This is a genomic window from Bacillus sp. AF23, assembly GCF_020861455.1.
Taxonomy (GTDB): domain Bacteria; phylum Bacillota; class Bacilli; order Bacillales; family Bacillaceae; genus Bacillus; species Bacillus halotolerans.
The window spans coordinates 1-25,895 of record NZ_JAJHVY010000037.1; the positions used below are offsets into that span (position 1 = coordinate 1).

The 25,895-nt window shown below is 45.8% G+C and carries 23 protein-coding genes and 2 pseudogenes; 4 read left to right on the top strand and 21 right to left on the bottom strand.

Annotation, left to right across the window (positions count from 1 at the left end):
• Positions 1-246 precede the first annotated feature (246 nt).
• From LNN34_RS19330 to LNN34_RS19355, 6 genes and pseudogenes are all read right to left on the bottom strand, one after another.
• Positions 247-340: pseudogene (locus LNN34_RS19330) on the bottom strand (hypothetical protein); the annotation flags it as partial.
• Positions 341-417: 77 nt separating this feature from the next.
• On the bottom strand, positions 418-1,815 hold the full coding sequence (locus LNN34_RS19335; RefSeq protein ID WP_229044220.1) for an MFS transporter: 1,398 nt from the start codon (positions 1,813-1,815) through the stop codon (positions 418-420).
• A complete protein-coding gene (locus LNN34_RS19340; RefSeq protein ID WP_229044222.1) occupies positions 1,812-2,285 on the bottom strand; it encodes an Rrf2 family transcriptional regulator in 474 nt (157 codons plus the stop codon). Before LNN34_RS19340 ends, LNN34_RS19335 begins: the two co-directional genes overlap by 4 nt.
• Before the next feature lie 110 nt (positions 2,286-2,395).
• The gene (locus LNN34_RS19345; RefSeq protein WP_024123233.1) at positions 2,396-2,896 is read right to left on the bottom strand and encodes a YwgA family protein; all 501 of its coding nucleotides are present in this window, start codon (positions 2,894-2,896) and stop codon (positions 2,396-2,398) included.
• A 36-nt stretch (positions 2,897-2,932) separates the two neighbouring features.
• Positions 2,933-4,234 (bottom strand): HD domain-containing protein, encoded by a 1,302-nt coding sequence (locus LNN34_RS19350; RefSeq protein WP_059335166.1) that lies wholly within the window; start codon positions 4,232-4,234, stop codon positions 2,933-2,935.
• A gap of 161 nt (positions 4,235-4,395) precedes the next feature.
• Positions 4,396-4,620: a DUF1450 domain-containing protein gene (locus LNN34_RS19355; RefSeq protein ID WP_024123235.1), complete on the bottom strand. Its 225-nt coding sequence runs from the start codon at positions 4,618-4,620 to the stop codon at positions 4,396-4,398.
• A 214-nt stretch (positions 4,621-4,834) separates the two neighbouring features.
• Between LNN34_RS19355 and zapB the strand changes: the two genes are divergently transcribed.
• Positions 4,835-5,611 (top strand): cell division protein ZapB, encoded by a 777-nt coding sequence (gene zapB, locus LNN34_RS19360; protein ID WP_024123236.1) that lies wholly within the window; start codon positions 4,835-4,837, stop codon positions 5,609-5,611.
• A gap of 140 nt (positions 5,612-5,751) precedes the next feature.
• Here the strand turns inward: zapB and LNN34_RS19365 are convergent, their stop codons facing one another.
• The 4 genes from LNN34_RS19365 to pta all read right to left on the bottom strand — a co-directional run bounded on the left by LNN34_RS19365 (position 5,752) and on the right by pta (position 9,686).
• On the bottom strand, positions 5,752-6,642 hold the full coding sequence (locus LNN34_RS19365) for a carboxylate/amino acid/amine transporter (RefSeq protein ID WP_229044223.1): 891 nt from the start codon (positions 6,640-6,642) through the stop codon (positions 5,752-5,754).
• 150 nt (positions 6,643-6,792) lie between these two features.
• The gene (locus tag LNN34_RS19370; RefSeq protein WP_044159847.1) at positions 6,793-7,638 is read right to left on the bottom strand and encodes a lipoate--protein ligase family protein; all 846 of its coding nucleotides are present in this window, start codon (positions 7,636-7,638) and stop codon (positions 6,793-6,795) included.
• 47 nt (positions 7,639-7,685) lie between these two features.
• Positions 7,686-8,585, bottom strand: coding sequence for a cysJI operon transcriptional regulator CysL (gene cysL / locus LNN34_RS19375; RefSeq protein ID WP_044159849.1), 900 nt, complete (start codon positions 8,583-8,585; stop codon positions 7,686-7,688).
• A gap of 129 nt (positions 8,586-8,714) precedes the next feature.
• On the bottom strand, positions 8,715-9,686 hold the full coding sequence (gene pta, locus LNN34_RS19380) for a phosphate acetyltransferase (protein WP_229044225.1): 972 nt from the start codon (positions 9,684-9,686) through the stop codon (positions 8,715-8,717).
• Between the two features lie 269 nt (positions 9,687-9,955).
• On the opposite strand from pta, the gene hemQ reads away from it, so the two are divergent.
• Positions 9,956-10,720, top strand: a complete 765-nt coding sequence (gene hemQ / locus LNN34_RS19385) for a hydrogen peroxide-dependent heme synthase (protein ID WP_003235942.1) — start codon at positions 9,956-9,958, stop codon at positions 10,718-10,720.
• 132 nt (positions 10,721-10,852) lie between these two features.
• Positions 10,853-11,632, top strand: a complete 780-nt coding sequence (gene bacG, locus LNN34_RS19390) for an NADPH-dependent reductase BacG (RefSeq protein WP_229044227.1) — start codon at positions 10,853-10,855, stop codon at positions 11,630-11,632.
• Between the two features lie 14 nt (positions 11,633-11,646).
• Here the strand turns inward: bacG and LNN34_RS19395 are convergent, their stop codons facing one another.
• The 7 genes from LNN34_RS19395 to LNN34_RS19425 form a co-directional block, all read right to left on the bottom strand.
• Positions 11,647-12,846 carry a pyridoxal phosphate-dependent aminotransferase gene (locus LNN34_RS19395; RefSeq protein WP_024123243.1) on the bottom strand — a complete coding sequence of 400 codons (1,200 nt, stop codon included), beginning with the start codon at positions 12,844-12,846 and terminating at the stop codon, positions 11,647-11,649.
• A 12-nt stretch (positions 12,847-12,858) separates the two neighbouring features.
• Positions 12,859-14,040: a bacilysin exporter BacE gene (bacE, locus tag LNN34_RS19400; protein WP_229044229.1), complete on the bottom strand. Its 1,182-nt coding sequence runs from the start codon at positions 14,038-14,040 to the stop codon at positions 12,859-12,861.
• Complete coding sequence (locus LNN34_RS19405) at positions 14,037-15,455, bottom strand: ATP-grasp domain-containing protein (RefSeq protein ID WP_229044230.1); 1,419 nt, start codon at positions 15,453-15,455, stop codon at positions 14,037-14,039. Before LNN34_RS19405 ends, bacE begins: the two co-directional genes overlap by 4 nt.
• 22 nt (positions 15,456-15,477) lie before the next feature.
• Positions 15,478-16,239, bottom strand: coding sequence for a dihydroanticapsin 7-dehydrogenase (gene bacC / locus LNN34_RS19410; protein WP_044159860.1), 762 nt, complete (start codon positions 16,237-16,239; stop codon positions 15,478-15,480).
• A gap of 2 nt (positions 16,240-16,241) precedes the next feature.
• Positions 16,242-16,949 (bottom strand): 3-((4R)-4-hydroxycyclohexa-1,5-dien-1-yl)-2-oxopropanoate isomerase, encoded by a 708-nt coding sequence (gene bacB, locus LNN34_RS19415; protein ID WP_044159862.1) that lies wholly within the window; start codon positions 16,947-16,949, stop codon positions 16,242-16,244.
• The gene (locus tag LNN34_RS19420) at positions 16,939-17,553 is read right to left on the bottom strand and encodes a bacilysin biosynthesis protein BacA (protein WP_044159864.1); all 615 of its coding nucleotides are present in this window, start codon (positions 17,551-17,553) and stop codon (positions 16,939-16,941) included. The genes bacB and LNN34_RS19420 overlap by 11 nt, the downstream gene beginning before the upstream one ends.
• 150 nt (positions 17,554-17,703) lie before the next feature.
• Positions 17,704-18,942, bottom strand: a complete 1,239-nt coding sequence (locus LNN34_RS19425) for an MFS transporter (RefSeq protein WP_229044233.1) — start codon at positions 18,940-18,942, stop codon at positions 17,704-17,706.
• 188 nt (positions 18,943-19,130) lie between these two features.
• Here LNN34_RS19425 and LNN34_RS19430 point away from each other — a divergent pair.
• Positions 19,131-19,491 (top strand): annotated as a pseudogene (locus tag LNN34_RS19430) (MFS transporter); the annotation flags it as partial.
• 126 nt (positions 19,492-19,617) lie between these two features.
• Here the strand turns inward: LNN34_RS19430 and LNN34_RS19435 are convergent.
• The 4 genes from LNN34_RS19435 to rocG all read right to left on the bottom strand — a co-directional run bounded on the left by LNN34_RS19435 (position 19,618) and on the right by rocG (position 25,853).
• Positions 19,618-21,030: an amino acid permease gene (locus LNN34_RS19435; RefSeq protein ID WP_202646861.1), complete on the bottom strand. Its 1,413-nt coding sequence runs from the start codon at positions 21,028-21,030 to the stop codon at positions 19,618-19,620.
• Positions 21,030-22,730: a M20 family metallopeptidase gene (locus tag LNN34_RS19440; RefSeq protein WP_229044235.1), complete on the bottom strand. Its 1,701-nt coding sequence runs from the start codon at positions 22,728-22,730 to the stop codon at positions 21,030-21,032. Before LNN34_RS19440 ends, LNN34_RS19435 begins: the two co-directional genes overlap by 1 nt.
• A 71-nt stretch (positions 22,731-22,801) precedes the next feature.
• Positions 22,802-24,349 (bottom strand): L-glutamate gamma-semialdehyde dehydrogenase, encoded by a 1,548-nt coding sequence (gene pruA / locus LNN34_RS19445; protein ID WP_059335175.1) that lies wholly within the window; start codon positions 24,347-24,349, stop codon positions 22,802-22,804.
• A 229-nt stretch (positions 24,350-24,578) separates the two neighbouring features.
• Positions 24,579-25,853, bottom strand: coding sequence for a Glu/Leu/Phe/Val family dehydrogenase (gene rocG, locus LNN34_RS19450; protein WP_229044238.1), 1,275 nt, complete (start codon positions 25,851-25,853; stop codon positions 24,579-24,581).
• Positions 25,854-25,895: the final 42 nt, after the last annotated feature.

A 25,895-nucleotide genomic window follows, 5' to 3' on the forward strand; every position in this document is an offset into this window, starting at 1 on the left:
CAACGCTGCTCCAAGGCGGTAAATGATATTCCTAAGCTGGGAAGCTCGCACCTTTTCTTCCCTCTCTGAAAACCGTAAACATCATTCATGTCCTTTTCATCGCATATATTGACCCATATAAAAAAACACATCCATCCCTCGCAAGGGACGAATGTGTTAAAATTCGTGGTTCCACCCAAATTCCCAACAAACATACATGTTCATCGGCTCGGTGCTGTAACGCAGCATGACGGCATCGGATACTTAATTTCCCCGATACGGCTCAAAGGCGGTAAGCTGCTTTCTCTGCGTTAGGAAGGTTTCAGCTGGTCCTTCCCTCTCTGGAAACCGTAAAAAGCATCTCGTGTCCTTATCAGTGCCTGTTTGAATAATTTCATATATCTTACTATATATTTCTTGAAAAGACAATGGTCGATTTTAAGATGATGCAGAAGCGGACGTTTCTTTATGAAAAGCCAGAAACCGCCACACAAGGAATGCGGCAAGACTGTATGCCGCGCCCATCATCAAAAACGTAAACCCGGCTCCGGCGTACCAAGTGGCGGACAGATGAATGACCACTCCGGAAACCGCTACGCCAACCAATGCCCCGATTTGCCGGTTGGCATTTAAAGCTGCTCCTGCGATATTTGCATGCTCCTGTCCCGCTGTCTTCATCATCACAGCCGTCATAGCAGGAACCGTAATGCCGACACCAAGATTCATGACAGATGTCAGAACCGCAAGCTGCCAGTAAGGCAAATCCGGAGAAACCATGACAAATAACAGCAATGCCATGATGCAGCTGACAGCCATTGAAACAAACATAAGAAGCCCCGCTTCAAAACGGTTCGCCAGCCGGGCAAACAGCAGATTTCCGACCACAAAGACAGCCATCATCGGCAATAGTTCGACTCCCGCTAAAAAGGAACTTGCGCCTCTTGCTTCCTGCAAAAATAGACTCAGCATAAACATACCGCCGAAAAGAGCAAAATTCAGCAAAAACCCAACGAACTGCGCTGCCGAGAAACGTCCATTCTTATATAATGACGCAGGAAGAATAGATGTTGCCGAAAAAATTTCTCTCAGAAGAAAAAGCACAAACGCCAAAACCGCCGCCGCGAAAGCACCGAGAATGGAGAGCGAACTCCAGCCTATTGAAGCGCCCTGTATCAGCGCAAATGAAAGAAATCCGAGAGCCGCCATTCCAAGCAGATGCCCTGTGATATTCACCCGGCTGCCTTTTCCCGGGAAACTGCTGAGCGTTCGATAGGCGCAAATAAGCGCCGCAACCCCTAATGGCACATTGATCAGAAAAATACTCTGCCACCCTGCCGCATTCACCAGAACACCGCCGATAAAAGGCCCCAGTCCGGAGGCGGCGGAGACGAGAGCGGCCCACAAGCCAAACATTTTGGCCCGAACCCGTTCATCGGGGTAAGAGGCAGCCAAAAGGCTGAGTGAACTCGGCATAAACAAAGCCGCGCCAAGTCCCTGCAACAGCCGGCCTGCGATCAGCATTTGGCCATTTGCTGCTACAGCGCATAGACATGAGGCAAGAACAAAAACGCCCAAACCCAGCATATAAATGGTCTTTGAGCCGTAACGGTCAGCCAGCGCACCGCCGGCCAGCAGAAGCGAAGCAAATGTAAGCATGTACCCGTCTACAACCCACGTCACACCTGAAAGGGAAAGGGAAAGAACGTTTTTCATATCAGCAATTGCAACATTCACCACGGTCACATCAAGCGTAGCCATGAGAAAACCGAGAGCGAGCACGATTAACACTGAGATGCCTGTTGATCCTGATTGATGCAAAGGCCCGCTGTTTTTCATTGCCATTGCCCTTTCAGCTGATGATGTACCCAATCATCAATTTTTTCGAGGTCATAAAGCTCCCCGATTCTGTTCATGACACCCTGCAAGGTTTCTTCCTTCATGAGCGAAGCCCATTTATCCTCAATATCCCCCATTACCGTCTCCAGCACACAGGGATTTCCGCTCTCAAATACAGATGGCAAAAGGCCTTTTCCTTGATACATGGAACCTCTTCCTTCAACAGCTTGATAGACATCATAGAGGGTAATATCCGTCAAAGGCTTCGTAATCGTAAAGCCTCCCTTCGTACCTGGTATGGACTCTGCCAAACCAGCCTGCACCAAAGTTCTCATCAGCTTTTTCAGATAAGACGGAGACATGTGCAAGCGCTGGCTGATCGCCTCTGATGTTAAAGAAGCCTGCACGGGCAGCCGTGACAGTAACAGCAGCACAGAAATTCCCTGCTCCATTCCCGATTTCATTTTCATTATGTTCCCTCCCGGTTCATTATGGATAACTATTATCCACAATAGATCCATTAGCAGGTTTTGTCAATAAAAAAAGCAAAAGAAACGATTCATTTCTTTTGCTTTTATGGTTAACAAATCTGCTTCAGCTCTTCTATGTATTGAAGCGCTTCGTCATATTCTTCATTGGTATACTTTTGCTTGCTTTTGATTGTAAATACTTTCTCTTTCTTTTCCTCAGCCTCAAGCCCGTCAAAGTAAAGAATCGTGGAGACCAGCTCTAAAAACCGTGATGAACGGTTGTTTACACTGTCAATATAGTGCTTGATATCAGGCATATCAAGATCGGCGTGGTCTAAAAACGCGGAGCCCGTCTCTGTCAGCGAATAACGGTATTGAAAGTAGCCGCCCTTTTTTTCCTTTACCTCATGCAGGAATCCAAGGTTGCACAGCTCTTCAATTTGGAGCGTCAGTTCCTCCGAATACGGCCCGTAAAAGTGAAAATCATATTTCTCATAGAAAGGAAACTGCATTTTCTTCGCTATATAAATCATTTTTTGCAGCTTCTTTCGCCCGATGATTTCTCCAGAATCCGAGAACACCTTCATCAGTTTTGCATGTTCTTTCAACAAATTCCCGACATCTCCTTTTTCCTTCTTTACCAATTTCTATGTCAGTCCCAGCAGCTGCCGGATTTTCATTTTCGCTTCCGGGTGTTCAGAGCCGTCACAAATCAGGTCCTTCGGATAGTACAGCTTGTGGTCCGTCCGCCGCTTACCGGAGATGGATTCCACAATGGCCGACTGTCTGGACAGCTCTTTAATTTGACCGTTTTGCGTCAAGAGATGGATCGGCAAACGCTCCTCTTCCTCCCCTGGACGGTAAAAATCGTATGGCAGATCTGAAGAAGAATCCACGACCAAATAATAGCTCGGATCAATTCCAGCCTCTTTGAATAATGAGGTCAGCTCAAAATAGGCCGACATCTCTTCATTCGGATTAAATTCAACGTATTGGAACAGCTGGCGGTTAATGAATCTGCGGCACAAATCGGATAAAATCGGGTCTTCTTCATCCTCCCAGGCCTGGAAATAATACAAAATAATAGATTCATCCAGCCTTAAATAATCCTCCAGCGTCAGTTTCCCTTCAAAAATAGAATAGAAATGAACCGGAGCATGAGTGAACACATAACCTTCATCATGGAGCTGCTTCGCTCTGTGGAGAATCTTCGTTAAAATAACCTCCGCACTTCTCGTCACAGGGTGGAAATAGACCTGCCAGTACATTTGGTAGCGGCTCATAATATAGTCTTCTACAGCGTGCATTCCGCTTTGTTTAATGACGATTTGATCCTCACGCGGGCGCATCACCCGGAGAATCCGTTCCATGTCAAAATGGCCGTAGCTGACGCCCGTATAGTAAGCGTCGCGCTGCAGATAATCCATGCGGTCCGCGTCAATCTGACTCGAAATCAGGCTGACCACTTGTTTGTTTTTATATGTTTTGGCAATGACTTCAGCAACATCCTGAGGGAAACGCGGGCTCACCTTTCTGAGCACCTGATTAACCTCTGTGTCTCCCAAAATGATATCTCTTGTAAAATCTTCGTGGTCAAGATGAAAGACTTTTTCAAATGAATGCGAGAACGGCCCGTGCCCGAGATCATGAAGCAGCGCCGCGGACAAACAGAGTTCGCGCTCACTGTCATCCCATTCAGGACGGCCTTTAAAGACATCATCAACCATTCTCCTGACAATTTCGTAGACACCGAGAGAATGGTTGAACCGGCTGTGCTCAGCGCCATGGAACGTCAAATACGTCGTACCGAGCTGCTTGATTCTGCGGAGACGCTGAAATTCGCGGGTTCCGATCAGATCCCATATCAGCTTGTCCCGTACATGAACATAGCGGTGCACCGGATCTTTAAACACTTTTTCTTCTGATAATTTTCCATTTGGATACGCCATCGTCATTCCCTCTTTTTTTTAGCCGTGTTTCTATTATATCGACTCTATTCTTTGAAAACATCCTTGAATTTGTCCGGCGATTTGTTCCATCTTTCCGAAAATCACATGATGTGAAGCAAAAAAGCCTGACCAGAGGGCCGAGGCTATGAAAAAATATGTTTTTACTTTTTTAATTTCTTTTTCACTTTGTCAATCAGCTCATCCTCTGTCGGAGCTGACAGCGGGCGATTGTTTACAAAAGCAAACGATTTTTTCCGTCCGGGCCCGCAATAAGATTGGCACCCTACCTCAACCTTTGCGTCCGGGTCTACTTCTTTTAAACGCGGCAGCAATGTTTTGATATTAGTGGCTTGGCAATCATCACACACTCGAAATTCATTAGCCATGACGTACGCTTCCCTTCATTTCTATGTTCATCTATGTTTTAAACCTAAAATCGCTCTGTCGAAAAAATCACATCACTCCTCATTGTACAAGGATTCGACTGTTCCTGCAAGCCGCTTCAGCCTCCGTATCTCCTATTCTTCCAGCCAATTTGTATAAATATTTTCCAATCTGGACATTCTAATATCATGAAAAGAAAAATGGGAGTTGAGATAAATGACAAAACAGCGCCAGGACGCTTGGTCAGAAGAAAATGATTTGCTTTTAGCCGAAACCGTGCTTCGGCATGTAAGAGAAGGCAGCACTCAGCTGAATGCCTTTGAAGAGGTCGGCGATAAATTAAATCGGACGTCCGCAGCCTGCGGATTCAGATGGAACGCGGTGGTGCGCCATCAATATGAAAAAGCGCTTCAGCTTGCAAAAAAACAGCGAAAACAGCGCATGAGAGCCCTCGGAAACGGGCAGCCAGCGAAGAAAAGACTGCTATATCAGCCTCCTGCGGTTGATCCCGAAACAATTCAAGAAACTGCAGTGCAGGAGGAGCAGGTGAAACCTGAAACCCCGACTGCCGAAAATGAGAAGCAGGCTTTGATGTCAGGCGAGCACATGCCTTTTGTGGATGACAGCTTTAAGGAAGAGTTAGCTAGTCTATCACACTTATTGTCTCCTCAAACGTCTGCGCCTGAGATGACGATGAATGATGTCATCAGATTCCTGCAGAATTACGAAGGCAATCATGAGCAATCCTCAGCTTTAAAAATGGAAAATGAGCGTTTAAAGAAAGAAAATCAAGAATTACAAAGCAAAACAGAACAGCTGGAAGCAGAAGTTCAAAAACTTGAAAAAGATCAAAAAACGATCCAGGAAGATTATGAAACCTTGGTAAAAATCATGAATAGAGCCAGAAAACTAGTTTTATTTGAAGATGATGAACATGCCTCTCCGTCCTTCAAAATGGACCGGAACGGAAATTTAGAAAAAATGGCGGAATAGCTTTTAAAAACCCCAAAACGATGTCCTGTTTTGGGGTTTTGCCATTAAAAAATCCCCTTTTCCTTTTAGAAAAGAGGATTTTCTGTTTTTGCGGCGGCTCCGTTATTCTTGTAAAATGAGCCCAAGCTTATGCTAATCTATTAAGACACATGAGCCGCTTCAGCTGGCTTTTGCTTGCGAGGCGCCCCTGAAATGACCAGAAGCCCTAACATCATCAGCACGATGCCGAGCCATGAGGAAAGAGAAAGCATTTCACCTATGAAAAACACCCCCAGCAATGAGGCGGTCAGCGGCTCAGCTAGGGACAGTGTGACCGCTGCCGAAGCCGGAACGCCGGTGAGCCCTTTTGCAAACAAAAAGTAGGCCGCGCATGTCGCAATTACCCCGATATAAAGGCTCGTTCCCCATCCTTTTGGGGTCAGCATCCAAGAGAGATCCGACTGCCACAATAGCGGCATCAGCAATATGGCGCTGAGCATAAAGACAACAGCTGAGGTAGTTCTCGGCGGCTGTGTTCTCATCATTGATTTACTGATCAAGGTATAACCCGCAAAAGATGCACCTGCTCCAATCGCCATGAGAACCCCTGACACATCAATCCGAACATTGGAGCCGTCTGAAAACAGGAGCCAGCATCCCGCCAAAGCCAATACAGTTGCAATCCACCAGGAATTTCGCGGACGTTTTTTCAAAACGGCCCACTCTAAGCTCCCGGCAATAATAGGCGCACTGCCGATGGCAATCACTGTCCCAACCGCAATCCCTGTTTCTTTTACGGCGGTGAAAAAAAGCGGCTGATAACAGGCCATACAAATCGCTGCTAAAAACACGGGCGGCCAAGACCAATTTTTCACGTGAAGCTCTCGGCTGATCCAGACCACAAGAAGCATGGCGCTGCCGCCTACCAATAATCTGACCGCTCCGAATGCCAGCGGAGTGGCGCTTTCTGGAGCCAGCGCCTGAACAGTGCCGGTTGTTCCCCAGAAAAAAGCCGCGATCAGCACAAACAGGCTGTAAACATTCCCTTTCATTTGCCTCTCCCCTTTGTATGCAGATGCTGCTGTTATTTTATCGCTTTTTTTGCTGTAATTGTTTTCTGTTTATAAGACAGATTTATCTGAAAACAAGATGATAGGCGAAAAAAAGCATGCCAGCCGTATCGGCTGACATGCAAATGGCGTTCATCCAAACACCTTTTCATTCCGTTCTGTCATCCGGACAAGATTTTTCTCAAATTCCAATTCCTCGTCAATGGACAGTCCGGCTGAGTAGAGGCGGGTGCTTAACGCTTTTAATTCCGTAAGCAAAGCAAGCATTAAATCCTGTACGGAGATATCGGTATGCAGAAGCTCACTTAACGATGCCATGGTTTCCGGACGTATATCCGGGTAGACGCCTTTTTTGTCGTTTTGTTTATCCTTCAGGGCGGCTTGATAGAATCGTCTGATCAGATCTGCCCTCTCGCTGCCGCTTTTATCTGCACAGAGATAAATTTGAACGGCTGCACCGCCGCGAAGACGTCTTTGAGAAATGCCGGCGAACTTTTTGCCGTCAATGCTGAGATCATAGCTGCCTGGACAATAGGAGCCCTCAATTTCATAGGCTTCAATCTTTGCCCCGTACGGCTTAAGCATCCGTTTCATGAGTTCCACCATTGCTTCGTATCCTCTGTCTATATCGATGCCCTTCTTTTGGTCCTCGAATATGAGAGAAATATTTAAAACGCCTTCATCCAAAACAACAGCAAGACCGCCGGAATTGCGGACGATGACTCGATATCCCTCATTTTCCAGCAGGGCAATGCCATCCTGCAAAAACGGGAGCCGCGTATCCTGAATACCGAGGACAATCGTGTCGTGGTGCACCCAAGAGCGTGCTGTCGCCGGCGACACGCCTTTTCCTACAGAGGCGCACAGCGTATCGTCCATAGCGAAGGATTGTTTCGCGTCAAATAAAGGGCCGAGACTGGATTGGTCAATGACTCTCCATGTCGGCTGCATCAGTAAATCAATCGGTTGGTTTGCCATCTATGTAAAACCCTTTCATGTTAGGCTTATGAACGAAAACTATTATATCATTTCAGCTGTGATGATTGAAAATTGCTTTTCAGCATCGTAATGAAAATTTCTTTATTTTTTGTATTCTCCATGAGAGGAGAATGAATATAAGACAGCTTGCGCTTTAATGAGAAATCTTTAATGTGGAGAATTGAAATGTCACGGTGGATCAAATCCTTATGCAGCACGCTTCTTGATAAGACCGATAAACCCATGCCGCTGATCACCGCTTCTTTTACACCTTGATTGCTGCTGATGGTGAACATCGACTTCGGCCGCAGTCCGTTCGAGCTGAGCACATGATCGAGATATTCCCTTGTGCCGGAGCCTTTTTCCCTTGTCACCCACGCTTCATTTTGCAAATCGCTGATTGAAATGTCTCTTTTTCCGGCAAGCGGATGCTGGTTCGGCGCTGCGATGCACATTTCATCCTCCATGAACGGTTCAATTTCCAATTCATTCTCGTCCGTATGTCCTTCAATCAGCCCGATATCAGCCTGAAGCATTCGGACACGTTCGCTTACCTCCTTTGTATTGCCAATCATGACGTCCAGATTCAGCTCAGGATACAGCTTTTGCAGCTGGGCAAGAAGCGGCGGAAGAATATACTCTCCGATTGTAAAACTGGCGGCTATTTTCAATTCACCTTTTACATAATGATGGTGCGCGTAGATTTCAGCCTTGGCCTGCTCGTAGAGAAATACCATTTGCTTTGCCCTTTGATACAAAATGTCCCCTGTCGGTGTTGTCGTAAAATGCTTCGGTGACCGATTCAGCAGAGCCGTTTGAAATTCTTTTTCAAGATTTTTAATATGCAGACTGACGCTGGGCTGGGAAATCATCAGCTTTTCTGCTGCTTTTGTGAAATTTTTTTCTTCCACCACTGCGATAAAGGTTTTCAGCACGTCGTAATACAAAGGCCCCACCCCTGTCATGAATAAGATTTATAATGATGATCAGTTTTCTTTATTTTACTCATATCATCTGTTCTGGTAAAGAAGGCGCAAAAAAAGCAGCCCTCTGCGAGAGAGCTGCCATCGCTTTTCTTACAGTGCTTGTGCCGCTGTAATTAATGCGAGATTGTAAACATCTTCAGCGTTACAACCTCTTGAAAGATCGTTAACAGGCATATTTAAGCCTTGCAGGATTGGTCCTACAGCTTCAAAGTTGCCTAAACGCTGAGCAATTTTGTAGCCGATGTTTCCTGCTTCCAAGCTTGGGAATACGAATACGTTCGCGTCTCCTTTGATCTCGGAATCCGGCGCTTTTTTCTCAGCTACAGATGGAACGAATGCAGCGTCAAATTGGAATTCGCCGTCAAGCGTTAATTCAGGCGCTTTTTCTTTCGCGATTTTCACAGCATCCGCTACTTTTTCTGTTTCATCAGATTTTGCTGAGCCTTTTGTAGAGAAGCTGAGCATTGCTACGCGAGGATCAATGTCGAACATTTTTGCCGTATTGGCGCTTTCGATCGCGATTTCCGCAAGGTCTTGGCTGTCTGGTGCAATGTTGATCGCGCAATCTGCGAATACGTACTGCTCATCGCCGCGTGCCATGATGAAGACGCCTGAAGTCTTTTTCACGCCTTCTTTTGTTTTGATGATTTGAAGAGCCGGACGGACAGTGTCGGCAGTTGAATGAGCCGCTCCGCTCACAAGACCCGCTGCAAGACCTTTGTATACAAGCATTGTGCCGAAGTAGTTCTCGTCTAAGAGCGCTTTTCGAGCCTGTTCTTCTGTTGCTTTGCCTTTGCGGCGTTCCACGAATGCCTGTACAAGATCTTCCATGCCTTCATATGTATGAGGATCATAAATATCAACGCCGTCAAGCGTCACATTCAGTTCTTTTGCTTTTGCTTGGATCTCATTTTCATTGCCGATCACAATTGGATTCAGCACTTTATTGTCTGCAAGCTTGCTGACCGCAATTAAAATACGTTCGTCCAAGCCTTCAGGAAATACAATTTTAACGCCTTTTCCAGCTACTTTTTCTTGCACTGTTGAAAATAAATCTGCCACAATAAACCCTCCTCAAAAAGTTACAAAAACGCTTTCTTTTACTAGCATACTCTTCTTCCAGTCAAATTCAAACAGCCAACTTTTATTATAGCGCTTTCATCAAAAAATCTTATTTTTCTAACTAATTTAAGCAACTGATTCTTTCCTTATATGTTCTCTTATTTTTGAGGAGATATACGAATCGGATGTTCAAGGTTTCTCCACAGTAGAATCGGATAAACTATGATATAGTGAAGGCATTAACGAAAAGATAATAGGAGTGAAGATAAATGAGTGAACAGCAAATGACAAATGAAGCGGCAAAAACGCTGGACGGCTGGTATGCGCTTCATGATTTCCGCACAATGGACTGGACTTCCTGGAAGCTGCTGTCCAGTGATGAGCGCCAGTCTATCATTCATGAATTTACAGGATTGCTTGAAAAATGGGGAGTCGCCCAAAAAGAAGGGAAAGGCTCACAAACCCTTTACAGCATTGTTGGCCAAAAAGCTGATTTTATGCTGATGATTCTTCGCCCTACAATGGAAGAATTAAATGAAATTGAGCTCGAATTCAACAAATCAAGACTTGCTGAGTTCACCATTCCGGCTTACTCCTACGTGTCAGTTGTTGAACTGAGCAACTATTTGGCGAGCGGCGACGGCGACCCGTATGAAAATCCGCATGTACGTGCGCGCCTTTACCCTGAACTGCCGGAATCAAAATATGTATGCTTCTATCCAATGGATAAAAGAAGATCCGGCAATGACAACTGGTACATGCTTTCTATGGAAGAACGAAGAAACTTGATGAGAAGCCACGGCTTAATCGGACGCAGCTATGCTGGCAAAGTGAAACAGATCATCACAGGTTCAGTCGGCTTTGACGATTACGAATGGGGCGTTACGCTGTTCAGTGATGATGTGCTTCAATTCAAAAAGCTTGTATATGAAATGCGTTTTGACGAAGTCAGCGCGCGCTACGGCGAATTTGGCTCGTTCTTTGTGGGCAACCGCCTTTCGCTTGATACACTTCCTCAATTCCTATATGTATAATTTCTCCTCCCGCCGCAGCTGGCGGGAGTTTTTCGATTCCTCTTTATCAGAATTTAAATAAAATTTGCTATTTTATCCGTTTTTTTTTACGATGTAGATAATAATCCAATTTTTTCAAAGGGGTGCAGTTATTTGTCAAAACGAACCGCATTTATTATGGGAGCCAGTCAAGGGATCGGAAAAGCAATTGCTCTGAAATTAGCAGACCAGCATTTTACCGTCGTCATCAATTCGCGAGTCTTGGACAATATTGAATCTGTCAAAGAAGACATTTTGGCCAAGCATCCTGAAGCGAGTGTCATTGTCCTTGCGGGTGATATGTCTGACCAGCAAACGAGAGAGGAGATTTTTAAAGAAATTGAATCTCAATGCGGACGGCTTGATGTTCTGATTAACAATATCCCGGGCGGCGCGCCTGACACATTTGATAGCTGTAATATAGAGGATATGACGGCCACGTTCACACAGAAAACCGTTGCCTATATTGACGCTATCAAGCGTGCCGCCTCTCTGATGAAACAAAACGAGTTTGGCAGAATCATCAACATTGTCGGAAATCTGTGGAAAGAACCCGGCGCCAATATGTTTACAAACAGCATGATGAATGCCGCTTTAATTAACGCCAGTAAAAATATTTCCATTCAGCTTGCTCCTCACAATATTACTGTCAACTGCCTGAATCCTGGTTTTATCGCTACAGACCGTTACCATCAATTTGTGAAGAATGTGATGGAAAAGAACAGCATATCCAAACAAGAAGCCGTAGAACAGATTGCTTCTGGCATCCCGATGAAACGGGTCGGATCAGCCGAAGAAACCGCAGCGCTCGCCGCGTTTCTCGCTTCCGAGGAAGCCTCCTATATCACCGGGCAGCAAATTTCCGCTGACGGCGGCAGCATGAAAAGCATATAAAAAAATCCCGCTTTTTAGCGGGATACTTCTTCTAATGAGGCAAACGGCAGGTTCAGCTTTTGAATCCGCATGACAAATTCCCGCAGATCCTCCTGCTTCGATACCATTGATATTCTGACATGACGTTTTCCGTTGCTGCCGAAAATCTCGCCCGGTGTTACGACAACATGGGCCTGCTCCAGCAGGTAGTCAGAGAATTGATGAGAAGACTCAAACATTTTTGGAATTTCAGCCCATACATAAAATGTTCCTTTTGGTTTTTCTATCTTCCAGCCCAGTTCTTTTTCACATAGCTCCGTAAAAAAGTCAATCCGTTCCGCATAGATGCGTTTCAAGCGATCTGTTTGTTCCGGATCTCCAGACAGCGCCGCACTGGCCGCCTGCTGCAGTCCGCCGAACATGCCGACAAAGACGTGATCCTGAAATTCATTGACCGCTTGAATGATCTTTTCATTTCCGACGGCAAACGCCATTCTCCAGCCGGCCATGTTAAATGTTTTTGAAAACGAATAAAGCTCCGCGCCCACAGTTTTTGAGTCCTCCGCCTGCAGGAAGCTGGCCGGTTTTTTATCAAACTCAAATGCGCCGTACGCAAAGTCATGGATCAAATGAATCTGGTGCTCTTTTGCAAATGCGGCCGCTTTTGCATAAAAAGCCGCATCCGCCACAGCTCCCGTCGGGTTATTCGGATAGTTCAAAAACATCAGCTTCGCTTTTTGTAACACAGCGGGATCTATTTTCTCAAAGTCAGGCAGATAGCCGTTTTCTGCGTGCAGCGGCATTTCGTGCAGCTCTGCTCTTGCCATTGTAATACCCGAAAGGTATTCAGGATAGCCCGGGTTCGGGACCAAAGCGATATCTCCCGGATTGAGCAGGCATTGTGTCAAAACATACAAGCCTGCTTTTCCCCCGCCAAAGAGCGCCACTTCTGTTTCAGGATTGATTGTCACTCCGTATTCTCTTTTATAGAAAGCGGCAATCGCTTCCTTCAGAAAGGGATAGCCTCTGAATGGCCCATACCCGTGGAAAGAAGGGTTCACAGCCGCCTCCTGCAATGCCTGCACGATATGCGGCGGAGTAGGAAGGTCAGGGTTCCCCTGTCCAAGATTAATGACTTGCGCCCCCGTTTTTTCCATTTCTTTTACCTTTTGAAAAACGAGAGAAAATTCTTGCCTTGGAAGTGTCTTGATGACGTCGGACGGTGTTATTTCCATCTGAAAGACTCCTTATAAGTGAATTTGCTCAGTTTTTTTATCCCGTTCCAAAAAAGACTTGTTCACCAGCTTCGTATGCAAAAACAAACCGCTTACCATGATAACAATCAGCCCCATGATGACAGGAGCCTCTAACACGTTGATAAGCATGGAACCAATCGAAATGCACAAGCCAATGGACGCTTCAGCCACCGAAAAAATACGCCCTTGAATCTGGTTCGCCGCGTTTTCCTGAACTTTAACCTTTGCAAGCACTTCCCCATATTCCATGGCGATGAAAAAGAGAATGGCAGCAATGACAGATACAGTGAAAATGGGCGTGAATAAAAACAGCGCCAGCGAGACGATTGATAAAATGGTAAAGTACATCAAGCCTTTATTGTTGTTAAAGCCCCACTTGCTGACAAGCGCCGCTCCGATGAAACCGCCGAAGCCGATGCAGAAGGTAAGGATAAAGTTGCCGATCTCCCCGTCACCCAAAAAGCGGCTGACAATCGGAAAATAGCTGTACACGATCCCCCAAAGCATTGCCATCGTAACCATTGTAAACATGGCGTTTAACACGAATGAATTGGTTTTGATTTCCTTCAGCCCTTCTTTAAAAGACTGAAAGGCTTCTTTTATATTTTCAGACTGAATCGGGACAAATTGCAGCTTAATTCGCCTGATAAAAAACGCTGAAACCAGGTAAGTCACACCGTTAAAGGCAACAGCCATCTCTACAGACCCGGCTAACAGGAATAACCCTCCGGCGGCCGCCCCGACAATAATAGAAATGGTCGTGGCTTTAGCGAATAAGGTATTGATATTTTTAATATCTGATTCCAGAGAAGACATGACTGCGAGACGCGCCGGATTAAAAAATACGCCGCTCCCGTAAGAGACAAACAGCAGGGCCAGAAAAACCAGCGGATACTCGCCTTTTGGGAGAAAGGTGAGCCCCAAAAAGATGATGCCCCTGATGACATCCGTCCACAGCATAATTTTAATTCTGTCCAAGCGGTCAACGAGCACTCCTAAAAACGGCTGAAACACCATCGGAATGCTTCTGACCGCGATGACTCCCGACGTCACCCAATAATCGTGATAATATGTAGACAAAATGAGCAGGGCCGGGAGAACACAATAGTCTCCCATAAACGAAAGCGCCTGCCCGTAAAGCAAGTATTTAGAATTTGGCTTTAACTGTTTCATACCGGCAGCACATACTTCGCAGTCAGCTTCGCATGCTGCTGGATGTGTTTAATTGAATCGGCTACATCCTGGGAATTGCTGCCTTTCAGTTCAAATGCGGCAATGGAATTAAAGGCTTCAAACAGGCGCAAATCAACAGTCGTACCTGGTGCCGCAGCCGAGAAAGAAACAAGTTCCGTATCTCCCTTCAGCAGCCCATCCGGAATGTTGATGGATTCAATGATCATATCCTCCGCCGCTTCAGGAAGCTGCCCGTTTTGTTTGAAATGCTCCGGGTACAAATGACAGTCGGCGATATAGCAAGGTTCTTGCTCCAGCAATCCATCCGGAAGATCGGCGTCTTTTCCGAAACAGAGAACATCCAGCAATAATTGCGCCATGTCGACGCCGAAGACCTTTTTAATATTCGGGATCATATTCCATCCGGCGAACCTGGCCGCAGACTCTATTAAACCGGCTTCTCTATTTTTCATTAACTTGATTTCTGTATGTGTCGCGCAGTTTTCCAGCCCAAGCCCTTCATTTGCTTTTTTGGCCGCTTCAATAATGATCTTTTTCGCTTCATCATCCAAGATGGACGGCGTGATATGCGATGTTTCCGTAAATCCAATTTGCGGTGTTTTGTCATGAATCGCGACTGGAAAATATTCTCCATCCGCCATGATCCCTTCTATGCTGATATAGTCGGAGTATCCCTCAGTTTGATACCAGTCCGGGTATTCTCCCTGTAAAAATTCCTCCGCAATAAACGGAGCTTCAAACGTTACCGCCTTCGGCACATTAATGGATTTCAGGAAATCATTGACTCTGTTAAACTCGGCTTCTGCTGTTTTGGTGTCTGTAATCAGCGTCACGCCGATTGAACTCGCCAAATATGTCGGTTTTAAGATGAGCGGCGTGCCGATGTCTTTCAGCGCGGAGCGGAAATCTTCAAGGGTTGTGACCCGTTTGTTTTTGATTGTTTTGACCCCGGCTTTATTAAACGCTGCCCTCATTTTATTTTTATCTCTGGCATTTTCGGCAGCTTGTACACCCGCTCCTCTTAAGCCGAGACGCTTACAGGCTTTCGCCATCGGAGCGATGAATAATTCATTGTTTGTTGTGATGGCTTCCGCTCCAAACATTTCGGCAACCTTGACGATTTGCTCGACTACCTCTTCTTCGGGTTTGTCATGATCCTCATGCGCCCAGTAAATGGAATCGGGATGTTCGAAATCTGTGATACTCTGAAAATAATCTTTATCCTTTATGACCGCGACCGAGTATTTTTCAATAAGTGCCGCATGGGAAGCTGTAATGGCAAATGGTCTCGGAATAAAGCTGACCAGGTTATATTTTTCAGCTGCGCTTTGATAAAACATATGCGGCGGGCAGCCTCCAAGATCAGCGATAACCAAAACTGTTTTTCTCTCCATATGTAAAACACTCCTTCTCTCTCTATTGTGCGGTATATCCTCCGTCTGCGGTGATGGCGCTTCCGGTCATGTAGCTTGATAAATCAGAGGCTAAAAACAGCATAACGTTTGCTATTTCTTCAGGTTTTCCAAGTTTTAGCATCGGATTCACCTTCGCCTTTTCTTTCTTGATTTCTTCAAGTGTGCCTTCATTATTTTCCATAAAGGATTTCTCATTTAATGGCGTATCAATAATCCCCGGACATACACAATTAACGCGGATTTGATGTTTGGCGTAATCAACAGCCATTGACCTTGTCAGCTGCAACACGCCGCCTTTGCTGGCGTTATATGCCGGGATATCAGGCCATGCCACGACTCCGCCGACAGAGCACGTATTAATGATATTGCCTTTGCCGGCAGCCAGCATATGCCTGAGTGCGTGCTTGCTCATTAAAAACATGCCCGTCAGATTGACTTGGAGCACCTTATTCCAATCGCTCAGCTCCATCTCATGAATAGGCGCCACGATTTCGATCCCCGCATTATTAATTAAAATATCTAATCCTCCGAATGTATCAATTGCCGATTGAACAGCGTGCTGGCAGGCAGCTTCGTCTGTTATATCTGTTTGCACAAAGTGCAGCCGGTCACTATTTTCTTGCCGGACCATGACTTCTCCCTGTGCTGCATCAATATCCGCCACAACCACATTTGCCTGCTGGTTCAAAAAAGCTTGAACCGCGGCATAGCCGATGCCTGATGCGCCTCCTGTTATGAGGACGGTTTTATCGGTGAGGTTCATGATCACTCATCCGCCTTTATTTTTTTTGCTTTTGCTCTGTTGTAGCGCGGCGGGAAGAAGATATTAATCGATTTTGATTCTTTTTCGGAACGGTTGATGGCGCCGTGATCTTCCCGCGGCTCACAGAAATAGGCTGTGCCGAATGTCATATCGACTGTGCAGCCTTCGACGGTCATGTCGTATCCGCCGCCAATGCAGATGCCGATTTGTTCATTCTTATGTTTATGGAAAGGCATTTCTCCGCCATTTCCAGGGATTTTGGCCAGCATGATCTCCACCCAGTCCTCAACAAAGAACGTGACTTCCATGCCCGGCAATAGGTCTCTTGTTTTGAAAATATTCAAAAAATAGTCCTCAGGACTTGTATATGTTTCATCAGCTTTCAGCCGCTTGATATCAATAGCAATGACTTCTTGGTCCGTGTCGTTTCTTGCCCCGTGAGGCACATGCGGCGGCGCGATATACGCAGATTCCAAAGCAGTCATCTTTCTCGTCACATCTCCGACAGTCATCATCAGCTCGCCAGAAACGACCATGCCGATTTGGACTTCCTTGTGCTGATGCGGTTCAACGTTCGTATGCGGCGGAACGTAAGACATTAGCACTTCAGTATCGCCGCGGACGGTGGAATACTGTCTCACTCCGTTCTCCCACTCTATTAATTTTGGTGTCGGGAAATAAATCTCCTTCACATCTTGTTCAGTTTTCATAATCAACGTCTCCTTTTCCGAATAATGACCAGCTCATAGGAATGCTTTTAAATGTCTTAACAAATTTGAGCCCGTATTTTTGTCTTGCCAGTTCATTGGTTAAAGCAATGTCAGAAAGACCTTCTTTTACTTTTTTTGCTGCGGCGCTGGTTGAGTTGACCAGCTCGAACCTGACGTCTTTGCGGGTAAAATATTTAATTAAATTGATAGGTGATGGGTGTGAAACAATAACAGATGTGTCAAGCATGTCGTCGCTGAATGTGAAATCAGGACGGACAGCCAGGCCGTACATCGGTGTATCGCACCTGAAGATTTGCAAAAGCTGCAAATCCGGCCTCATGTAGAAATGTTTAATGCCGTCATAAGCATGTGGAACGATGGTGTATTCCAGCGGGCTTTGAAGAGTCCTTTCGATGCATGATTCAAATGTATCATGCAAAGATAATTTACTGTTTAGCCCTTGGAGAAGAGTAAAATTAGAGATGAAATGTTTTGCTGCGTACTCACTGCTTGTCCCTTCTGGGCCGAGCGTGTTGACTGTAATCAGTTTTGATATTGAATAAGCTTTGTTTTTTGTCTGAATGCTATTATCCAATATAATCATGAGCACCAACCAATCTTTTAAATTTTAAGTAAATTTTATCCAGCAGAGATCGAACTGTCAACATTTTTTGAAAATACTGATAATTATTCCCATACAAACAGAAAAACCCTTAAGAAAGGGTTTTTTGTTATAGGATTTTAGAAACTTTGTTTATTGGGATAAGGAATGATCTGCTTTCTGCTCATGCTTTCCGTACTTTTTATAGGCGAATACACTGAGCACAAAACCGAGCACTGTCATGATGGCGCAAATCAATCCGACAGCTGCATACCCGTATTCCACATATACAGGTCCCATCAAAGCAGAACCTAATGTCACAGCCAAATTTGAGGCAAGGCTGTAAAACGCCATAATTTTCCCGCGATGACGCTCTGAGCAATCACTCAAAATGGTGCTGAGCAGCGTCACCGTCAAGCTTTGCATTAACCCCCAGATGAATAGACTGATGATTAACAGAGGCATTGATGCGGGCGCATACGCGATACAAGCCAGCAGAACGCTGATGACCGCCAGCGCAATGATCAGAGAGCGCATTTTTCCAATGCGGTCGGCAATCTTACCTGTAAAGACACTCATGGAAAACCCGATGCCATAAATCATAATAAATAAGCCGGCAGCCGTATTGCCTCCGGTAAAAACGTCCTGTAGGTAAGAGCCTAAAAACGAATACATACCGTAAAAACCAATCATATTGCACAAAGTGATTATGATATAAACGGGAACACGCGGCACTTTAAGCGCGTCTCGAAATGTCCCCGCCGGCTCGTCTTTTTCCTCCTGGACGGTGCTTTTATTATCGTTATGGCGGCGCATTTCAAATAGGACAAGCAAAACAACAAGTGCACCCATCAAGGCGAAAATCCAGAATGTCCATCTCCAATGTAAGACGCCGCCTATAAACGATCCGATCGGCACACCGAAAATCAGTGCAAGCGACCAGCTTGAGACGATCAGACCCATCACTTTGCCCCGATAGGTATACGGAACACGATCCCCGACAACTGCGTAAGCGGTCGGGACAAACGCACCTGCCGCCAACCCTGAAAGCGCACGTCCTAAAAAGAAGAAAAAGATATTTTGCGCCAAAGCGCATATCACGGTTCCTATAATAAAGATCACGAGTCCCAGCATTAAACTCAGTTCTCTCGAGTATTTATCCCCTAAAGGCACCAGCAGCGGGGCACCGATAAAGATCATGATCCCATATATACTGATAGATAGCGCAAGCACGCTGACATCTGAGTTGAAGGCATCTGCTAAATCAGGAAGCAGCGGTGAAATGACAAGCTCTTCAGATCCAGCCGCAAATACGCCCATTGTTAAAGCCAGCGCAAGAAATAGCGGAAAATGATGTTTTGATTTGATGTGATTGTTTTGTTTACTGTTCATTCTCCCTTAACACCTCTTCCGGAATCTTAAAATAAAGTTGAATTATAGTTTAGCATCCTTTATTTACAATTTACAATTCGAACGAAAATAATTTTCTGTTTATTATTTTCATTCAAATACGAATAAGGAATTTCTTGTTTCAAATTTAAAATAAAACAAAAATATATCCTGGGATATGCTATAGTAATGCATTTTTTATGTCGGGTCAGGTGATGAATCAAGGTTATTCAACAGTTACTCCGATTTCGGAAGGATTCATCCTTCAATTTGCTGACTGGTCAACTGTGTTATCGTGCTGGCCGGGGTCGGGTGTTTTTATTTTGTCACGGTTCTGACCGCATTGCCTGAATCACTGCCTGAAAGCTGATCACATTTCGGCACTTGCTTGGCGGCCGGGCGTTTATGGGTTTTGCTTTCAGCCAGGCCTTTATCGGGATCGGCATGTTTGGGTATATTTCCGGTTCGCCGTTTATCCTGCAAAACATATACGGTGTGTCGGCTCAGATGCTCAGCATGCCGTTTGCCATCAACGGCGCTCGCCGGTGTTGCCGGGGTAGAAAACGTATGGCCGATGGCGTTGAGTATATTCGGCTTTGATGTGCTCGATATTATCCTATGTGTTTCTTGTCAGACGTAACGCGTAAAAAAGCTCTCCGGTCTCCCGGAGAGCTTCTTCTATTGCGCTTCTGTTTGCTCTTTTTTCAGCGGTTCATTTTGTAAGCGCTTCTTGATGCTCAGATGATAGTACGCATAGCAGAAAATAATGAGTGGTACACCGCAGTACAAGCCGATTCTTTGATCTGGGATGAATATAAGGCTTATCAATACGCATCCGTATAATACAAATCCAAGAATCGGCACCAACGGATAAAGAGGGGTTCTGAATTCCAGGTCGTTCACGTTTCCGCCTTCAGCGAGGAACCGCCTGCGAAAGAAAAATTGCGAGGCGCAAATGGACATCCACGCGACAACTGTCACCATGCCAGAGATTGATATACACCACAAATAAACGGTTTCTGCAGCCATGACGCTAGTCAGCAGCGAACAGCCGGAAATCCCAATCGTAATCAGCAGGGCATTGATCGGCACCCCTTTTTTGGTCAGTCTCGTTAAAAGGGCCGGGCCCATTTTGTTTGTTGAAAGCGACCACATCATACGCGAGGCTGCATATAACCCAGAATTGGCAACAGATAAAATCGCCGTTAATATGACAAAGTTCATCATATCAGCCGCAAATGGGATGCCGATCTGATCAAGCACCGCTACAAACGGACTCTCAATCACCCCAGCCGTTTCATACGGCAGAATGGCAACCAAGACGAACATAGCCAGCACAAAGAAAAACAGCGTTCGCCAGATGACATTTCGAATGGACTTTGGCAGTGTCTTTTCCGGACTTTCACTCTCCCCTGCCGCAATTCCGACCAGCTCTGTCCCCTGAAATGAGAAATTGACCATAACCAGCGTAAACATAACAGCCAGCACGCCATTTGGAAACAGTCCTTTATCAGTCATGAAATGAGATAGAAAAGGCGATTCCTGACCGCCTTTAAAATCAATCAAGCCAAACACGGCGCACCCGCCGATCACGATAAATAATATGATCGCTGTCACTTTGATGCTCGAAAACCAAAATTCCATTTCCGCAAAGCTTCGGACAGACAGCACATTAATCAAAAAGATGATAACACCGAAAACGAGACACCATATCCAGATCGGCACGGAGGGCAGCCATCTTTGCATCAAAATGCCCGCTGACGTTAGCTCCAAGCCGACTGTATTCGCCCAGCTGAACCAATACAGCCAGCCGATCATAAAACCTGTCGACGGCCCCAAAAACTTTGTGGCGTAGGCTTGAAACGACCCGGCCACCGGCATGGCGACAGCCAGCTCCCCTAAACAAAGCATGACCAGATACATTAAAAATCCGCCAATCATATAGGCGGCAATGGCTCCGAGAGGACCCGCCTGGCTGATCGTAAAGCCGGAACCTAAAAACAGACCGGTGCCGATGACGCCGCCCAAGGCAATCATAAACAAATGCCGGCTTTTCATACTGCGCTGCAATTCGTTTTTATGATCCTGCATCATCCTTCTCCCTTCGGCTCTTTTGTGCTGATATTCATCCGATAGCTTTGCAAAAGGTGAACAGTGGTCTGCTGTATCAGATCAGGCAATACATGAAATGTGTACGGCTTGTATACTCTTTCAGTCCATTTATGTCCATCTTTCCCGTATACACCCATGTTAATGGAAGGAATGTTCAGTTTCCGTATGTCTTTGAACGGAATGGTTCCAATCATCTCCCACCCCGGGAAGTTTCTGATAAAGGAATTAATTTCGTCATCGGTTTCATGCAGCGATAAAAAGCTGCCGTCTGCCAAGTAAGGGAAAAACTTTTTGAAAACAAAGGTTTCGCCTGTCGTTTCGGCAATTTTGTCCACCGCTTCTTTGATCACATGCTGCAATAGCTGGTCTCTTGTGCTTTCTTCTTTTAAATAGTTATGCGGTAAATAAGGAGGAGCATAAAACAGAATGACTTTTGCGCCCTGATCGGGATCAAGCTTTTGGAGTTCTTCAATTGCATGAAAACATCTCATGCGCAGTTCAAGGTGCTCATTGGCTTTGAATGCTTGCTCTATACACTGCTCAGGATCGACGCCGCGGCTTCTTAGCTTTTCCATGTATTGATCCACACTGAAGACTTGAATATCCCAAGACAAATGTCTCTTCGGAAGATTTGTTCGCTTCAGGTATTCTTCATAATAATCTGATAATTTTCGCTCTGTGTCCCGGCACGCCTCCTCAGCGACTTGGGTAAGCTGGTCCATGACTTCCTTTGCTGTTTTTTCATAGATAAAATAATTGAAATACAAATAGCTGCTGACGGCGGTTTGGACGTTATAGGATTCCTTGTTATCACGCTGGTACAAGCAGGATGGGGGCAGAACCAATTCGCCTTCAATCTTTTCTGCTAATTGAATATTGTTGTGGATGCGTCTTGTGATTTCAGAAGAAATGAGATTTGGATCGATGCCCGCAAGCGTGTCTCCGACATGCACTTCCCGGCCGGATATATAAAAGCAAGGCAGCAGCTTTCCAGCGGCTCCGGTATAGATATATCTTGTTGCATCACCATCGCACAGCGGCGTAATAAAATCGGTATTAATGGCAGCCAGATACTGAATCTGTTTCTCCTTTTTTAATCGGTTCAGCTCAGAAATACTGGCGAGAATACCGGCATGCTGACTTTCTTCATCCGGGTTTGCCATAAATAATAGATTTCCCGGCAATGCTTTGGGGTTCTCTGAAAAGTGCAGGAGATTGGACAAATGCACCGCGATGCCGCTTTGCATGTCGACAGAGCCTCTGCCGAACATCCACTCACCCGACTTGGCGTCCCGCTGAACGTCTTCATCAAAGTCGTAGTTGGAGAAATACTCAGCCAATTTTCCAGAATCAAAAGCGATATCCTTAAGCGGGCCGAAATCTTCAATTCCCACCGTATCCAAGTGGGCGTGATAAATGACAGTATTCCGGCTTTCCCCGCTGCCTTCCACAAACGCAAAAATATTTTTCCGGTTATACGGGTCATTAGGAATAGCCTGTTCCCATACATGGCAAGGATGTTCCTGAAAGTAAGGATAGCTCATGATGACTTCTTTGATAAAATCTGCTTTCGTCCCTTCGCCGATGGTGCCGTTTACACTGCTGAGGCTGACCAAAGACTTTGTCAGTGTCTCAACCCGTTCTGCCGGCGGCATGTGACTGATTTTTGTATAGAGCATACATCATCCCCCTCATCCAAACATGTAAATAGTGCGATCTAAAAACAATCGCACTATTTCGGTTTTCTCAATTAATACGCTTCGGACGTTGTTTTCGCCTGCATATGAAGAATTAAATAATCCGGACCTCCTGCTTTTGAGTCTGTTCCGGACATATTAAACCCGCCGAATGGCTGATAGCCGACAATAGCTCCGGTACAGCCTCTGTTAAAGTATAAGTTTCCGACATGAAAATCCTCGCGAGCCCGTTCAATGTGCGCACGGTTTTTCGTCAGCAGAGCGCCTGTCAGTCCGTATTCTGTGTTATTTGCAATCTCAAGCATATGGTCGAAATCACGCGCTTTGCAGATGGCAGCAACCGGCCCGAAGATTTCTTCCTGCATGAGACGCGCATGTTCATCAACATCTGCAAAGATCGTCGGCTGAATAAAGTAGCCTTTTGAATCATCGCCTTCTCCGCCGGCCAAAAGCTTGCCTTCAGACTTGCCGATTTCAATGTAGCTCATGACTTTATTGTAGGAAGCTTCATGAATCACAGGCCCCATATACGTATCAGGATCTTCCGGACTTCCGACTGTCAGCGTTTTGGTCAGCGCAACTGCTTTTTCTACGACTTCATCATAGACATCCTGATGAATCACTGCACGGGAACCCGCTGAACATTTTTGCCCTGAGTACCCGAATGCGGAGTAAACGATAGAAGAGGCAGCAAGATCCAAATCGGCATCTTTGTCGACAAGCACTGTGTCTTTCCCGCCCATTTCAGCAATCACGCGTTTCAGCCATTTTTGGCCCGGCTGCACTTTTGCGGCACGCTCGTAAATCCGGCAGCCGACCGCACGGGAGCCTGTAAATGATACAAATCTTGTTTTAGGGTGTTCTACTAAGAAATCACCAATTTCCGCTCCGTCTCCCGGAATGTAATTGAGAACGCCGTTTGGCAAACCCGCTTCCTCCATCACCTCGACAAATTTAGCAGCCACTACTGGCGCAGCATCTGCCGGCTTCAGCAAGATCGTATTCCCCGTAACAATCGCAGCCGCAGCAGTCCCTGCCATAATGGCGAGCGGGAAATTAAATGGCGAAATGACAATGCCGACGCCAAGCGCTTCATAATGATATTGATTGTACTCGCCTGCCCGGCTCTTTACCGGAGCTCCGTTCTTCAGCTTTAAGATTTGGCGCGCGTAGTATTCTAAAAAGTCTATTGCTTCCGCTGTGTCAGCATCTGCTTCCTTCCACGGTTTTCCCGCTTCCTTTACAAGATAGCTTGAAAATTCATGCTTTCTTCTGCGCAAAATAGCCGCAGCTTTAAAAAGGATATTCGCGCGGTGCTCCGGTCTTTGTTTTTTCCACGATTCAAATGCCTGTAACGCCGATTGCATCGCTTTTTCAGCAAGCTCTTGATTAGCCGTTGAGGCGCAGCCGATCACTTCTTCCTTATTGGCCGGATTAATCGAAACAATTTTACGATCCGTTTCGATCTTTTCTCCATTAATGACAAGCGGATAATGCTTGCCGAGCTGAGTATTTACAAAGGCCAGTGATTCTTGAAAGGCTGTTTTATTCTTTGCTTCCTTAAAATTAGTGAATGGTTCGTGCGCATATGAAACGGTCATATGTAATCCCCCTCGTTATGTAATATGTCTTCATACGAATATAAAAGCAAGATTCGTACCAATATTTCGTCTTTTCACAAAAAAACTTGTAGAATCACAGAGAACTTTGTCAGAAATCTAAACATTTTTCCTTTTATAAATATAACGCGCAAAATCATTTTGCGATTTTCATGCCATATGCAAACAAAAATGCAAAATGATTTTGCAGGAGAAAGGGGGATTATCCCCCCTAAACCCATCCGCGGAATTGAGACGCCTCTGCAGATTTTCTGATGCCCGTCATGTAAGCCGCCAAGCGCATATCGACTTTGTGTGCGGCCGCGGTCTGATAAATCGTTTCAAATGAATTGACCATCACGTTTCGCAGCTTTTCAGCAACCTCTTCTTCTGCCCAATAATATCCTTGGTTGTTTTGAACCCATTCAAAGTAAGAAACCGTTACGCCGCCTGCACTCGCCAGTATATCCGGCACCAGGAGTACGCCTTTTTCATTCAAAATCTTTGTCGCGTCGATTGTCGTCGGCCCGTTAGCCGCTTCGACCACAATTGAGGCCTTAATGTTATGGGCGTTTTTGGCTGTGATTTGATTTGAAATAGCCGCCGGCACTAAAATATCGCATTCTTGTTCGAGCAGCTCTTCATTTGTGATGACATCTGTAAATAAATTGGTGACCATTCCGAAACTGTCCCGCTTATCGAGCAAATAAGGAATATCGAGGCCATCCGGGTTGTACAGCCCGCCGTGGGCATCCGAAATCCCGATAACCTTGGCGCCGGCATCATGCATAAATTTAGCCAGAAAACTGCCGGCGTTCCCAAAGCCCTGTATGATGATGCGCGCGTTTTGCAGCTTGATTCCTTTTTTCTTAACCGCTTCTTCTATACAAATGGTTACGCCTTGAGCGGTTGCTGTTTCCCGGCCCTGTGAGCCGCCTAAAACGAGCGGTTTTCCTGTGATAAAACCCGGGGAATCGAATTCCCGAAGCCGGCTGTATTCGTCCATCATCCACGCCATAATTTGCGAATTGGTGTATACATCGGGCGCGGGAATATCCTTTGTCGGGCCGACTAACTGGCTGATGGCGCGGACATACCCCCGGCTCAGCCGTTCCAACTCTCCAAACGACATCGTCCGCGGATCACAAATAATGCCGCCCTTTCCGCCGCCGTACGGCAAATTCGTGATCCCGCATTTGAGCGTCATCCAAATCGATAACGCCTTTACTTCCTCTTCATTCACCTCGGGATGAAAACGCACGCCCCCTTTTGTCGGGCCGACCGCGTCATTGTGCTGTGAACGATAGCCTGTAAACACTTTCACACTGCCGTTATCCATTTTCACCGGAATTCGTACAGTGAGCATTCTCATCGGCTCTTTCATTAATTCATACATTTCGCTCGGATAGCCCAATTTCCGCAGGGCTTCCTTTATGATCGCTTGCGTAGACAGAAATAAATTGAGAGCTTCTTTTTCTCCATCCTTTGTGATTTGTTTTTCTGACATGTTTTTTCACCTCATCATATTTTTATCTTCAGAAAAATGTAA